This is a genomic window from Burkholderia sp. 4NA327C6, assembly GCF_005502655.1.
Classification (GTDB): domain Bacteria; phylum Pseudomonadota; class Gammaproteobacteria; order Burkholderiales; family Burkholderiaceae; genus Burkholderia; species Burkholderia contaminans.
Genome location: NZ_SCNZ01000010.1, coordinates 24,531 through 38,317, shown reverse-complemented (window position 1 = coordinate 38,317; position 13,787 = coordinate 24,531). Strand labels below are relative to the sequence as shown.

At 68.2% G+C, this 13,787-nt stretch carries 8 protein-coding genes; 6 read left to right on the top strand and 2 right to left on the bottom strand.

The genetic code is table 11. The annotated features are described in order from the left end of the window. The first annotated feature begins 6 nt into the window (after window positions 1-6). The 3 genes from FFS49_RS12695 to FFS49_RS12685 all read left to right on the top strand — a co-directional run bounded on the left by FFS49_RS12695 (window position 7) and on the right by FFS49_RS12685 (window position 6,970). On the top strand, window positions 7-3,126 hold the full coding sequence (locus FFS49_RS12695) for an MdtB/MuxB family multidrug efflux RND transporter permease subunit (RefSeq protein ID WP_039348218.1): 3,120 nt from the start codon (window positions 7-9) through the stop codon (window positions 3,124-3,126). Between the two features lie 3 nt (window positions 3,127-3,129). Beyond that, entirely contained in the window at window positions 3,130-6,438 is a 3,309-nt protein-coding gene (locus FFS49_RS12690; RefSeq protein WP_105816232.1) for an efflux RND transporter permease subunit, read from the top strand. Window positions 6,439-6,586: 148 nt separating this feature from the next. After that, window positions 6,587-6,970 (top strand): VOC family protein, encoded by a 384-nt coding sequence (locus FFS49_RS12685; RefSeq protein ID WP_105816231.1) that lies wholly within the window; start codon window positions 6,587-6,589, stop codon window positions 6,968-6,970. A 79-nt stretch (window positions 6,971-7,049) separates the two neighbouring features. On the opposite strand, the gene FFS49_RS12680 is transcribed toward FFS49_RS12685, so the two are convergent. Continuing rightward, the gene (locus FFS49_RS12680) at window positions 7,050-8,543 is read right to left on the bottom strand and encodes an NYN domain-containing protein (protein ID WP_105816230.1); all 1,494 of its coding nucleotides are present in this window, start codon (window positions 8,541-8,543) and stop codon (window positions 7,050-7,052) included. Between the two features lie 342 nt (window positions 8,544-8,885). On the opposite strand from FFS49_RS12680, the gene FFS49_RS12675 reads away from it, so the two are divergent. Then, complete coding sequence (locus tag FFS49_RS12675; RefSeq protein ID WP_071334176.1) at window positions 8,886-9,515, top strand: NAD(P)H-binding protein; 630 nt, start codon at window positions 8,886-8,888, stop codon at window positions 9,513-9,515. Window positions 9,516-9,602: 87 nt separating this feature from the next. Here FFS49_RS12675 and FFS49_RS12670 read toward each other — a convergent pair whose 3' ends face one another. Further along, window positions 9,603-10,154 carry a peroxiredoxin gene (locus tag FFS49_RS12670; protein ID WP_039348233.1) on the bottom strand — a complete coding sequence of 184 codons (552 nt, stop codon included), beginning with the start codon at window positions 10,152-10,154 and terminating at the stop codon, window positions 9,603-9,605. 279 nt (window positions 10,155-10,433) lie between these two features. Between FFS49_RS12670 and cdpA the strand changes: the two genes are divergently transcribed. Together cdpA and FFS49_RS12660 are read left to right on the top strand one after the other, a co-directional pair. Further along, on the top strand, window positions 10,434-12,176 hold the full coding sequence (gene cdpA, locus FFS49_RS12665) for a cyclic di-GMP phosphodiesterase CdpA (RefSeq protein WP_194128506.1): 1,743 nt from the start codon (window positions 10,434-10,436) through the stop codon (window positions 12,174-12,176). 27 nt (window positions 12,177-12,203) lie between these two features. Further along, complete coding sequence (locus FFS49_RS12660; RefSeq protein WP_046545286.1) at window positions 12,204-13,703, top strand: HDOD domain-containing protein; 1,500 nt, start codon at window positions 12,204-12,206, stop codon at window positions 13,701-13,703. The last annotated feature ends 84 nt before the right edge of the window (window positions 13,704-13,787 follow it).

Genomic DNA, 13,787 nt, shown 5'->3' with positions numbered 1-13,787 from the left:
CGCTCGATGAATCCATCCCGCCTCTTCATTCTCCGGCCGGTCGGCACCGCCCTCCTGATGGCGGCGATCATGCTGGCCGGTCTCGTCGCGCTGCGCTTCCTGCCGCTCGCCGCGCTGCCGGAAGTCGACTATCCGACGATCCAGGTCCAGACCTTCTACCCGGGCGCGAGCCCGGAGGTGATGACCTCGTCGGTCACCGCACCGCTCGAACGGCAGTTCGGGCAGATGCCGTCGCTGAACCAGATGTCGTCGCAGAGTTCGGCCGGCTCGTCCGTGATCACGCTGCAGTTCTCGCTCGACCTGCCGCTCGACATCGCCGAACAGGAAGTGCAGGCCGCGATCAACGCGGCCGGCAACCTGCTGCCGTCCGACCTCCCTGCCCCGCCGATCTACGCGAAGGTCAACCCGGCCGACGCACCGGTGCTGACGCTCGCCGTCAAGTCGAAGACGCTGCCGCTCACGCAGGTGCAGGATCTCGCCGACACGCGCCTCGCGATGAAGATCTCGCAGGTCGCGGGCGTCGGTCTCGTCAGCCTGTCGGGCGGCAACCGCCCGGCCGTGCGGATCCAGGCGAACCCGACCGCGCTCGCGAAGTACGGGATGAACCTCGACGACCTGCGCACGACGATCTCGAACCTGAACGTGAACACGCCGAAGGGCAACTTCGACGGCCCGACGCGCTCGTACACGATCAACGCGAACGACCAGCTGACGAGCGCCGACCAGTACAACAGCGCGGTCGTCGCGTACAAGAACGGCCGTCCGGTGATGCTGACCGACGTCGCGACGGTCGTCGCCGGCTCGGAGAACACCAAGCTCGGCGCGTGGGTGAATTCGGACCCGGCCATCATCCTGAACGTGCAGCGCCAGCCGGGCGCGAACGTGATCGCGACCGTCGATGCGATCAAGGCGCAGTTGCCGAAGCTGCAGGAAACGCTGCCGGCCGCGCTCGACGTGGAGATCGTCACCGACCGCACGACGATGATCCGCGCCGCCGTGCGCGACGTGCAGTTCGAACTGCTGCTCGCGGTCGCGCTGGTCGTGCTCGTGATGTACCTGTTCCTCGCGAACGTCTACGCGACGATCATCCCGAGCCTGTCGGTGCCGCTGTCGCTGATCGGCACGCTCGCGGTGATGTACATGGCCGGCTTCTCGCTGAACAACCTGTCGCTGATGGCGCTCACCATCGCGACCGGCTTCGTGGTCGACGACGCGATCGTGATGATCGAGAACATCGCGCGCTACGTCGAGGAAGGCGAATCGGGGCTCGAGGCCGCGCTGAAGGGCTCGAGGCAGATCGGCTTCACGATCATCTCGCTGACCGTGTCGCTGATCGCGGTGCTGATCCCGCTGCTGTTCATGGGCGACGTGGTCGGGCGCCTGTTCCACGAGTTCGCGATCACGCTCGCGGTGACGATCGTGATCTCGGCGATCGTGTCGCTCACGCTCGTGCCGATGCTGTGCGCGAAGCTGCTGCGCCATTCGCCGCCGCCCGAGAGCCATCGCTTCGAGGCGCGCGTGCACCGCGCGATCGACTGGGTGATCGCGCGCTACGCGGTCGCGCTCGAATGGGTGCTGAACCGCCAGCGCTCGACGCTCGTCGTCGCGCTGCTGACGCTCGCGCTGACCGGCCTGCTGTACGTCTACGTGCCGAAGGGCTTCTTCCCCGCGCAGGATACCGGCGTGATCCAGGCGATCACGCAGGCGCCGCAGTCGATCTCGTACGGCGCGATGGCGGAGCGCCAGCAGGCGCTCGCGGCCGAGATCCTGAAGGATCCGAACGTCGAGAGCCTCACGTCGTTCATCGGCGTCGACGGCAGCAACATCACGCTGAACAGCGGCCGGATGCTGATCAACCTGAAGGCGCGCGACGAACGCTCCGAAACCGCCGCGCAGGTCATCCGCGACCTGCAGCACCGCGTCGCGAACATCACCGGCATTTCGCTGTTCATGCAGTCGGTGCAGGACCTGACGATCGACTCGACCGTCAGCCCGACGCAGTACCAGTTCATGCTGACGAGCCCGAACTCGGAAGAGTTCGCGACCTGGGTGCCGAAGCTCGTTGCCCGGCTGCAGCAGGAGCCGTCGCTCGCCGACGTCGCGACCGACCTGCAGAGCAACGGCCAGTCCGTCTACATCGAGATCGACCGCGCGAGCGCCGCGCGCTTCGGCATCACGCCCGCGACCGTCGACAACGCGCTGTACGACGCGTTCGGCCAGCGCATCGTGTCGACGATCTTCACGCAGTCGAACCAGTACCGCGTGATTCTCGAGTCCGAGCCGAAGGACCAGCACTACGCGCAATCGCTGAACGACATCTACCTGCCGTCGGCGGGCGGCGGCCAGGTGCCGCTGACGTCGATCGCGTCGTTCCACGAGCGGCCGTCGCCGCTGCTGGTCGCGCACCTGTCGCAGTTCCCGTCGACCACCATCTCGTTCAACCTCGCGCCGGGCGCGTCGCTCGGCGAGGCGGTCAAGGCGATCGACGCAGCCGAGAAGGACATCGGGCTGCCCGCGTCGTTCCAGACGCGCTTCCAGGGCGCGGCGCTCGCGTTCCAGGCGTCGCTGTCGAACCAGCTGTTCCTGATCCTCGCCGCGGTCGTCACGATGTACATCGTGCTCGGCGTGCTGTACGAGAGCTACATCCACCCGATCACGATCCTGTCGACGCTGCCGTCGGCCGGCGTCGGCGCGCTGCTCGCGCTGATGATCACCGGGCACGACCTCGACATCATCGGGATCATCGGCATCGTGCTCTTGATCGGCATCGTGAAGAAGAACGCGATCATGATGATCGACTTCGCGCTCGAGGCCGAGCGCGTCGAAGGCAAGCCGCCGCGCGAAGCGATCTACCAGGCGTGCCTGCTGCGCTTCCGGCCGATCCTGATGACGACGCTCGCCGCGCTGCTCGGCGCGGTGCCGCTGATCGTCGGCTCCGGCGCGGGCTCCGAGCTGCGCCAGCCGCTCGGGATCGCGATCGCCGGCGGCCTGATCGTGTCGCAGGTGCTGACGCTGTTCACGACGCCCGTGATCTACCTCGGCTTCGACAGCCTCGCGCGCCGCGTGCGCGGCTGGTTCGAGCGGCACGGCCCCGGCGCCGATGCCGGCACGCACCCGGGCGCGTAAGCGATGAACCTGTCGCGCCCCTTCATCACCCGCCCCGTCGCGACGACGCTGCTCGCGATCGGCGTCGCGCTCGCGGGCCTGTTCGCGTTCGTCAAGCTGCCGGTGTCGCCGCTGCCGCAGGTCGACTTCCCGACGATCTCGGTGCAGGCGTCGCTGCCCGGCGCGAGCCCGGAAACGGTTGCGACCAGCGTGACGAGCCCGCTCGAGCGGCACCTCGGCTCGATCGCCGACGTGTCCGAAATGACGTCGACGAGCACGGTCGGCAACGCGCGGATCATCCTGCAGTTCGGGCTGAACCGCGACATCGACGGCGCCGCGCGCGACGTGCAGGCCGCGATCAACGCGGCGCGCGCCGACCTGCCCGCCGCGCTGAAGAGCAACCCGACCTACCGCAAGGTCAACCCGGCCGATTCGCCGATCATGATCGTGTCGCTGACGTCCGAAACGTCATCGGCCGCGAAGCTGTACGACGCCGCGTCGACGGTGCTGCAGCAGTCGCTGTCGCAGATCGACGGGATCGGCCAGGTGTCGGTCAGCGGCTCCGCGAACCCGGCCGTGCGCGTCGAGCTCGAGCCGCAGGCGCTATTCCACTACGGGATCGGCCTCGAGGACGTGCGCGCGGCGCTGGCCTCCGCGAACGCCAACGCGCCGAAAGGCGCGATCGAATTCGGCCCGCAGCGCTACCAGCTCTATACGAACGACCAGGCATCCCAGGCGTCGCAATACCGCGACCTCGTCGTGGCCTACCGCAACGGCTCGGCCGTGCGGCTGTCCGACCTGTCGGACGTCGTCGATTCGGTCGAGGACCTGCGCAACCTCGGCCTGTCGAACGGCAAGCGCGCGGTGCTCGTGATCCTCTACCGCTCGCCCGGCGCGAACATCATCGACACGATCGACCGCGTGCGCGCGGCACTGCCGCAGCTCACCGCGTCGCTGCCGGCCGACATCACCGTCACGCCCGTGCTCGACCGCTCGACCACGATTCGCGCGTCGCTGAAGGACACCGAGCACACGCTGCTGATCGCGGTCAGCCTCGTCGTGATGGTCGTGTTCCTGTTCCTGCGCAACTGGCGCGCGACGCTGATCCCGAGCGTCGCGGTGCCGATCTCGATCATCGGCACGTTCGGCGCGATGTACCTGCTAGGCTTCTCGATCGACAACCTGTCGCTGATGGCGCTGATCGTCGCGACCGGCTTCGTCGTCGACGACGCGATCGTCGTGCTCGAGAACATCTCGCGGCACATCGAGAACGGCAAGTCGCGCATGCAGGCCGCGTTCGACGGCGCGCGCGAGGTCGGCTTCACCGTGTTGTCGATGAGCATTTCGCTCGTCGCGGTGTTCCTGCCGATCCTGCTGATGGGCGGCATCGTCGGGCGGCTGTTCCGCGAGTTCGCGCTGACGCTGTCGCTCGCGATCGCCGTCTCGCTCGCGGTGTCGCTCACGGTCACGCCGATGATGTGCGCGCGCCTGCTGCCCGAGTCGCACGACCCGCAAAACGAAGGCCGCTTCGGGCGCTTCCTGGAACGCTGTTTCAGTCGCATGCAGCGCGGCTACGAACGCTCGCTGACGTGGGCGCTGCGCCGCCCGCTCCTGATCCTGCTCACCCTGTTCGCGACGATCGGGCTGAACGTCTACCTGTACATCGTCGTGCCGAAGGGTTTCTTCCCGCAGCAGGACACCGGGCTGATGATCGGCGGCATTCGGGCCGACCAGTCGACGTCGTTCCAGGCGATGAAGCTGAAGTTCTCCGAGATGATGCGGATCGTGCAGAGCAACCCGAACGTGAAGAGCGTCGCGGGCTTCACCGGCGGCACGCAGACCAACTCGGGCTTCATGTTCGTCACGCTGAAGGATCGCACCGAGCGCAAGCTGTCGGCCGACCAGGTGATCCAGCAACTGCGCGTCCCGCTGTCGGACGTCGCCGGCGCGAGCACGTTCCTGCAGGCGGCGCAGGACATTCGCGTCGGCGGCCGGCAGAGCAACGCGCAGTATCAGTTCACGCTGCTCGGCGATTCGAGCGCCGACCTGTACAAGTGGGGGCCGATCCTCACCGAGGCGCTGCAGAAGCGCCCCGAGCTGACCGACGTGAACTCCGACCAGCAGCAAGGCGGCATGGAGGCAATGGTGACGATCGACCGGGCGACGGCCGCACGGTTCGGCATCAAGCCCGCGCAGATCGACAATACGCTGTACGACGCATTCGGCCAGCGCCAGGTCTCGACGATCTACAACCCGCTGAACCAGTACCACGTGGTGATGGAAGTCGCGCCGAAGTACTGGCAGAGCCCCGAGATGCTGAACCAGGTGTGGATCAGCACGTCGGGCGGCAGCGCGAACGGCTCGCAGACCACCAACGCAGCGGCCGGCACCTACGTCGCGACCTCCGCCGGCACGTCGAGCGCCGGCACGGCCACGCAGAGCGCCGCGGCGATCGCGTCGGACTCCGCGCGCAACCAGGCGCTCAACGCGATCGCGTCGAGCGGCAAGTCGAGCGCGTCGTCGGGTGCGTCGGTGTCGACGTCGAAGTCGACGATGATTCCGCTGTCGGCGATCGCGACCTTCGGGCCGAGCACGACGCCGCTGTCGGTCAACCACCAGGGGCTGTTCGTCGCGACGACGATCTCGTTCAACCTGCCGCCCGGCGTGTCGCTGTCGCAGGCGACGCAGGTGATCTACCAGACGATGGCGCAGGTCGGCGTCCCGCCGACCATCGTCGGCAGCTTCCAGGGCACCGCGCAGGCGTTCCAGCAGTCGACGAACGACCAGCCGATCCTGATCCTCGCGGCGCTGCTGGCCGTCTACATCGTGCTCGGGATCCTGTACGAGAGCTACATCCACCCGATCACGATCCTGTCGACGCTGCCGTCGGCCGGCGTCGGCGCGCTGCTCGCGCTGCTGCTGTTCAAGACCGAGTTCAGCATCATCGCGCTGATCGGCGTGATCCTGCTGATCGGGATCGTGAAGAAGAACGCGATCATGATGGTCGACTTCGCGATCGACCAGACGCGCAACAACCAGAAGTCGTCGTTCGACGCGATCCACGAGGCGTGCCTGCTGCGCTTCCGCCCGATCATGATGACGACGATGGCAGCGCTGCTCGGCGCGCTGCCGCTCGCGTTCGGCAACGGCGACGGCGCCGAGCTGCGCGCGCCGCTCGGGATCGCGATCGCCGGCGGCCTGATCGTGTCGCAGGTGCTGACGCTCTATACGACGCCGGTCGTCTACCTGTACATGGACCGCTTCCGCGTATGGGCCGAGAAGCGGCGCAACCGCCGCGGGAATTCCGGCGGGCCGGCCGTCGCCGGGGAGTGACGACGGGAGGCGGCGGCTCGACGGGCCGCCGCCATGCGCGTGAGCCGCACGTGCGGCCCATTGCGAGCGGCGCGCCGGCTTGAATGCGCGTGCCAATCGACTATCGTGTGTCCATGCGCGTCGCCGCGCGCTGCCTTGAGGACACGCGATGAACGTCCAGTTGAACCACACGATCGTCTGGTGCCGCGACAAGCGCGCGTCGAGCCGCTTCCTGACCGAATTGCTGGAGTTGCCGCCGCCGACGCCGTTCGGCGCGATGCTGGTCGTCGCGCTCGGCAACGGCGTGTCGCTCGATTTTTATGAACGGTCGGGAGAGATCGCGTCGCAACATTACGCGTTCCTGATCGACGAAGCCGGCTTCGATCGCGTGCTCGCGCGCATTCGCGAGCGCGGGCTGCCCCACTGGGCCGATCCGGCGAAGCGGCAACCCGGTGACATCTATCGCCACAACGGCGGCCGCGGCGTGTACTTCGACGATCCGGATGGCCACTTCCTCGAAGTGATGACGCAGCCTTACGCGGTGAACGGCTAGTTCAACGGGCCGGCATTGCACCGGCCGGTGCCATGGCGCGGATGCCGCCCCGCTCGGCGCGGCATCCGGCCGGCCGACGTTACTCGGCAGCGTCCGCCGCCGTCTTGCGCGGACGACGTGCGCGCGGTGCGGCCTTGCGTGCCGGCTTCTTCGGCTTGGCTGCGGCCGGCGCTTGCGCAGCCGCTTCGGCATCGGCTTCAGCCGGCGCCGCGTCGTGCGACGGCTGGGCGGCGGCACGCTCGCCGCCTGCATCGCCTGCCGCCGGCCCGGCGTGCGTCGCCGCGACACGCCGCTCGCCGCCCTGCTCCGCGTCGCGATGCGCGTCGTCGGCATGCTTGCCGTGCGCGTGCTGCTCGCCGCCGTGCTTCGGCCCATGTCCGGCGTCGTCCGGCTTCCCGGCTGCCTGACGGCCTGCGCTCTTCGCGGCGGCGCCCTTCTCCGCGCCAGCCTTTTTCGCCGCGGTCTTGCGCGCGCGCTTGCGGCCATCCTTCGCGTCGCCATGCACGTCGGCCGTGTCGGCCACTTCGACCGCCTCCGCCGGCGGCATCATCGGTACCACTTCGGCAACCTCGGCCACTTCGGCCTCCGCCGCTTCGACCTGTGCGCTTTCGTGCACGACCGCTTCCGCCCGCTGCCCGCGACGTTGCGCATTGCGCCCGGCCCGCGCCGGCTCGGCCGCGCGCGCACCGTGGTGCGCGCCACCGTGGCCGCCGCTTTCACCGCCCGTCGAAACATGCTCCGCGGCCGCCGACTGGCGGGCTCGCGACACGAACGCGCCCGACTTGTCGTCACGCCCCACTTCGAGCAGGCCCCGCGCCTGCGCCTCGTCGAGCAGGTTGCCGAACGCGCGGAACCCGTAGTACGACTCGTTGAAATCCGGCTTGCGGCGCTTGATCGCGCTCTTGAGCACCGACGCCCAGATCTTGCCGACGTCGTCCCGCTCCGACGCGAGCGCATCGAACGTCTCGACCGCCAGCGCGATCGCCTCGGCCTTGCGCGCGTCGAGGTCGTGCTTGCGCGACGGCTCGTCGGGCCGCTTCGCGCCGCCGTTGCCGGCGCGCTGCTGCTGTTCGCGCTTCGCGAGCGTGCGCTGCTGCTCGCGCACCAGGTCGTCGTAGAAAATGAATTCGTCGCAGTTCGCGACCAGCAGGTCGGACGTCGATTTCTTCACGCCGACGCCGATCACCTTTTTCGCGTTCTCGCGCAGTTTCGACACCAGCGGCGAAAAATCCGAGTCGCCGCTGATGATCACGAACGTATCGACGTGCGACTTCGTGTAGCAGAGGTCGAGGGCATCCACGACGAGCCGGATGTCGGCCGAGTTCTTGCCCGACTGGCGCACGTGCGGAATCTCGATCAGCTCGAAGCTCGCCTCGTGCATCGACGCCTTGAAGCCCTTGTAGCGATCCCAGTCGCAATAAGCCTTCTTCACGACGATGCTGCCCTTCAGCAACAGGCGCTCCAGCACGGGCTTGATGTCGAACTTCTCGTACTTCGCGTCGCGCACGCCGAGCGCGACGTTCTCGAAGTCGCAGAACACGGCCATGCTGACGTTGTCCAGGGGTAATGCCATGTGTACTCCAACCAGTGGGCCGATGCGTTGTATGACGTAACGGCGAAAAATGCATCGCGCACATGATAGCCGGTCGGCGCGTCATTCCCGCATCCGTGTGAACGATTGGCGACCGGAATGTCGGTGTCGGCCGCGCGGCCGCAGATCGCGTGCCCGCGCCGGGCCGCCCTGGCCGGCGCCCGGTGCCGGTACGCCCGCAGCCGGTACGCCCGATGCCGGTACGCCCGCAGCCGGTACGCCCCTTAATACACACCCGCCGCATCGGCAAATCGACATTACACTTGAGTTATCGGTCGTCCGTCCCTATCTGGAAGGATGACGCATCGAGCAAGGAGCGGTTTCATGACGACGAAGGTACTGCTGATTGGTGCGACCGGCCGGACGGGCCAGGCCTGCGCGGATCTGCTGCTCAAGCAGCCGGAGTTCGAGGTCACGGCGCTCGTGCGCCGGCACGGCTATGCGCTGGCAGGCGCACGGGTCGTCGAGGCCGACCTGACGAACGATTTCTCGCACGCATTCCAGGGCATCTCGCACGTGATCTACGCGGCCGGCTCGGCCGAATCGGAAGGCGCGGCCGAAGAGGAGCAGGTCGACCGCGACGCGGTCGCCCGCGCGGCCGAATACGCGCTGGCTTACAACGCGCAGAAGCTGGTGGTGATCAGCTCGCTGTCCGCGTACCGGCCCGAACTCGGCCCGGACGCGCTGCGCCACTATTCGCAGATGAAACGCGAAGGCGACGATCGCGTGATCGCGTCGGGCGTCGACTACGTGATCCTGCGCCCGGGCCCGCTCACGGACGATCCGGGCGTCGGCAAGATCGCGCTCACCGACGCATGGTTCGATGGCGCCCCACCCGTGTCGCGCCAGGATGTGGCCTGGGCCGCGATCGAGGCGATCAAGCTGGGCATCTCGCGCAAGATCGTCGGCTTCGTCGGCGGCAGCGTGCCGATCGAGCAGGCATTGCGGGCCTAGCGGCCTCGCACGCGCCGCCCCGCGGCGGCCCGTCGTTCCGTACCGGCGGCCCGCACGACGGGCCGCTTTGCCGTGCGGGGCGCCCGCTTACTGCTTCGGATGCGCGTCGGCCCACGCCTTCACGGCGGCGAGCGTGTTCTCGACGTGCTTGTCGGGCGACAGGCTCGTGTATTCGTAGAGCACCTTCCCTTCCGGCGAAATCACGTAGGACACGCGGTTCGCCTTGTCGATCGCCGGCAGCTTCGCATCGTATTCCCGGATGATCTTCGCGTCCGGATCGGCCGCGACCGGGAACTTGCTCCGGCACTCGCTCACCGAGAACTTCGTCAGCGTGTCGATCTTGTCAGCCGACACGCCGATCACCGTCGCACCGTAAGCCTTGTAACGGTCGACCGCGTCCGCGAACGCATGCGCCTCGATCGTGCAGCCCTTCGTGAACGCGGCCGGGTAGAAATACAGCACGACCGGCCCCTGCTTCAGCGCGTCCGCGAGCGAGTACGTGTAAGTCTTGCCGCCCAGCGACGCCTGCGTCGTGAAATCGGGCGCCGCGGCGCCCGGCTTCAATTCCGCCTGCGCCGTCAGCGCATGGCCGGCCACCAGCGCCGCCACGGCGGCGCCCAGCAACAGTTTTCGCTTCATCTGCGTCCTCATTTCTTATAAAGTCAGCCTCAATGTAGGCCCCGCCGGCGTTCGCCTGTCGAACACCCGCGTGACCAATCCGGTCCAGCGGCAACGCCGTCCGCGGCCGGTCCGTTAAAGATTCCGCACAGTCTGCCGTTATTCCTTCCGGACAACCGGTTCCAGCCCTTCACGTCAGCGAGAAACATGGAAGCCAACAGGAAACAGACGTCACGCAAGGGCTCCTGGCGCAGCGCCTTGCATACGCTGCGCCGCTTCGCCTGGTCGGGCGGCGCGCTGATGCCCGCGCGCGCCGGCGCGCCGCGACGCGACGACTCCGTGCGCAACTGGCTGGAACAGACGGTCGGCACGGTGGATTTCCTCGCCCATGTCGACCGCGAGCTGCGCTTTCTGTACGTGTCCGACGCGAGCCTGCGCTTCATCGGCTACCACCGCGACTACCTGCACACGCTGACGCTGCGCGACCTGATCGCCGAACAGGATACCGCGACGCTCGAAGGCCTGCTTGCACGCGCCGCGCGTTCCGGCCAGGTCGAGAAGGCGACGATGTGCATCGTCAAGTCGCTCACCTATCCGCTGGACGTCGAGATCCGCGCGTTCAAGAGCCGCCACCACGGGGTCGACGGGTTCGCGATCGCGGCATTCGACGTGTCGTCGTGGCGCGCGCTCGAGGCGCGCCTGACCTACGAAATGCACCACGACCCGATGACGGGGCTCGACAACCTGTCCGCGCTCGTGCCCGCGCTGATGCGCGCGCAGCAGACCGCCGACGGGGACGGCTCCTGCGCGGCGCTGCTGCTGCTCGACCTCGACGACTACCAGCGGATCAACCGCGCGCTCGGCTACGACGCGGGCGACACGCTGCTGCGCGAGACCGCGCAGCGGTTGAAGGCGCTCGTCACGCCGAACGAGCAGCTCGCGCGCGTCGCGAGCGACAAGTTCGCGGTCGTGCTCGGCGCACCGGACCGCACGCAGGCGAGCAATGCGGCCGACGCACTCGCACGCCGGCTGCAGGCCGCGGTGCGCGAGCCCTACGTGTACCAGGGGCAGACCGTGCACCTGTCCGCGAGCATCGGCATCGCGCTCTACCCCGACGAGCGCTCGGCGCCGCATCGCGCGCAGCACCACAGCCCGCTGCTGCGCCGCGCCGACCACGCGCTCGCGCAGGCGAAGGCGTCGGGCGGCAATGCGCTCGCGTTCCACGCCCCCGTCGACGATCCGGCCGACGCCGAACGGCTGAAGCTCGAAGCCGACCTGTACGACGGCGTGCGCAACGGCGAGTTTTCGCTCCATTTCCAGCCGATCACGCGCAGCCAGTCGGGCGCAGTGGTCGGGGTCGAGGCGCTGATCCGCTGGCGCCATCCGGTGCACGGGCTCGTGCCGCCGGCGACCTTCATTCCGCTCGCCGAATCGATCGGCCTGATCAACTATCTCGGCAACTGGGTGCTCAAGGCCGCGTGCATGCAGCTCGTTGCCTGGGACCGCCAGGGGCTCGCGCTGCAGTACGTGGCGGTCAACGTGTCGCCGCAGCAGTTCCGCGACCCGCGCTTCACGCAGAGCGTGCGCGAGGCGATCGCGCTGACGGGCATCGACCCGCGCCGCATCGTGCTCGAGATCACCGAAAGCCTGCTGATGCACGATCCCGCGCAGGCGAAGGGGCTGCTCGAGGAGCTGACCGATCTCGGCATCCGCTTCGCGATCGACGATTTCGGCACCGGCTATTCGAGCCTCGCGTACCTGCAGCGCTTCCCGCTCGCGAAGCTGAAGATCGACCGCAGTTTCGTCGAGAACCTGCTGACCTCGCGCAACGACCGCGCGATCGTGTCGGCGGTGGTCGGCCTCGCGCAGACGCTCGATCTCGAACTCGTCGCCGAAGGCGTCGAGACCGAGGCGCAGCGCGAATTGCTGACGGAGATGGGCTGCAACCATATCCAGGGCTGGCTCGTCTGCCAGGCGCTGCCGTCCGAGGAGCTCGCGCGGCGCTTCGAGGCGCAGCAGTTGCACCTGCACGCCGCCGCCTGACGCGCGCGGCGAACCGGACAGATCCGTATGTCAATCACCGAACACCTGCCCCGCACAGCATTGCTCGACAAGCTGTGGGCCCGGATGAACGAACGGGGCGATTTCCCGCTGCTGTCGGAATCGCTGCGCGCGACGATGGCCGCGATGAAGAACGACGACCTCGACTTCACCGCACTCGTGCGCGTCGTGCTGTCGGACTTCGCGCTCACGCAGAAAGTGCTGCGTCTCGCGAACTCCGCAATGTACATGGCGTTCGGCGGCAACATCACGACCGTGACCCGCGCCCTGATGGTGCTCGGCATGGACGCCGTCGGCCACCTGGTCGTCGGGCTCAAGCTCGTCGATCATTTCCACCACAGCACGCCGCGGCGCATCGACGCGAAGCTCGAGCTGAACCGCGCGCTGCTGTCCGGCTGCGTCGCGCGCAAGCTCACGGAGCGCGCCGAGCTGCGCTCGGGCGAGGAAGCCGTCGTCTGCACGCTGATGCGCCAGGTCGGCAAGCTGCTCGTGGTCTGCTATCTCGACAGCGAATGGGACCGGATCCGCCGTCGCGCGGCCGAGCTGAACGGCGACGAAACGGCCGCCTGCATCGACGTGCTCGGCGTCGGCTTCGACGAGATCGGGCTCGAGGCGGCCGCGCGCTGGCGCTTGCCCGACGTGATCCGCGCGGGGATGGCCGATCACGACCACATGGTCCATGCCGACGCGTTCGGCAACGAGATTGACGACCACGATGCGGGCCATGCGGCCGATGACGGCCCGGCCGACCGCGTGCGCTGGCTGCGCGCGGTCAGCCGCTGCTCGACCGACGTCGCGGGCGCACTGGTGATGCCCGCAAGCCCGCAGCGCGACGCGCGCATCGCGGCGCTCGCGCAGCACTACGGCGCGGAACTCGACATGGAATCCGACGCGCTCGTCGAGATCGCCGAGCGGCTCGCGCGCGAGGAAGCGAGCGACACCGTGATGCGCGAGATCGTCGAGCTGCGCGCGAACGCCGATGCGATCGCGCGCGCCCAGGCCGCGCCCGAGGCATGCCTCGAAGCCGGTCTCGCGGACCTGCGTGCGCTGCCGTCCGAGCACGTGCTGACGCCGGTGCTCGCGCTGGCGTCGGAAAGCCTGCTGGCCGGCCTCGCGTTCACGCGCACCGTGATGTTCGTGCGTCACGACGACGGCATGTTCGCCGCGCGCCTCGGCTTCGGCCCCGGTGTCGATACGACGCTCGACCGGCTGCGCTTCGACGAGCGCTTCGAGCCGGACGTGTTTCATCTCGCGATCTCGAACTCGGTCGGCATCTTCATCGAGCAGGCGCAGGAGCCGAAGATGCTCAAGCGCCTGCCCGCGTGGTATCTCGATGCGTTCGACGACACGCGCGCGTTCGTGCTGCTGCCGGTGCGCGTCGGCACGACGACCGTCGCGCTGCTGTACGGCGACTGGGCAGGCGCCCAGCCCGCGCGCAAGATCACGCAGCAGGAGATGGCCGTGCTCAACGAGCTGGCGCGCGAACTGGGCCGGTTCTTTCCGTCCTGACGCCACCGCCGGCCGCTGCTCCGCGGTTTCCCGGCAATCCCCGCCAATTCCCGCTCCCAAAAGCAAACCGGCCGCATCAGCGGC

Bases quoted from the DNA above. Each gene is read 5' to 3' on its own strand.
- FFS49_RS12675 (WP_071334176.1), top strand. From the start codon at position 8,886: ATGACGACGAAGGTACTGCTGATTGGTGCGACCGGCCGGACGGGCCAG.
- FFS49_RS12695 (WP_039348218.1), top strand. From the start codon at position 7: ATGAATCCATCCCGCCTCTTCATTCTCCGGCCGGTCGGCACCGCCCTC.
- FFS49_RS12685 (WP_105816231.1), top strand. From the start codon at position 6,587: ATGAACGTCCAGTTGAACCACACGATCGTCTGGTGCCGCGACAAGCGC.
- cdpA (WP_194128506.1), top strand. From the start codon at position 10,434: ATGCCCGCGCGCGCCGGCGCGCCGCGACGCGACGACTCCGTGCGCAAC.
- FFS49_RS12670 (WP_039348233.1), bottom strand. From the start codon at position 10,154: ATGAAGCGAAAACTGTTGCTGGGCGCCGCCGTGGCGGCGCTGGTGGCC.
- FFS49_RS12690 (WP_105816232.1), top strand. From the start codon at position 3,130: ATGAACCTGTCGCGCCCCTTCATCACCCGCCCCGTCGCGACGACGCTG.
- FFS49_RS12680 (WP_105816230.1), bottom strand. From the start codon at position 8,543: ATGGCATTACCCCTGGACAACGTCAGCATGGCCGTGTTCTGCGACTTC.
- FFS49_RS12660 (WP_046545286.1), top strand. From the start codon at position 12,204: ATGTCAATCACCGAACACCTGCCCCGCACAGCATTGCTCGACAAGCTG.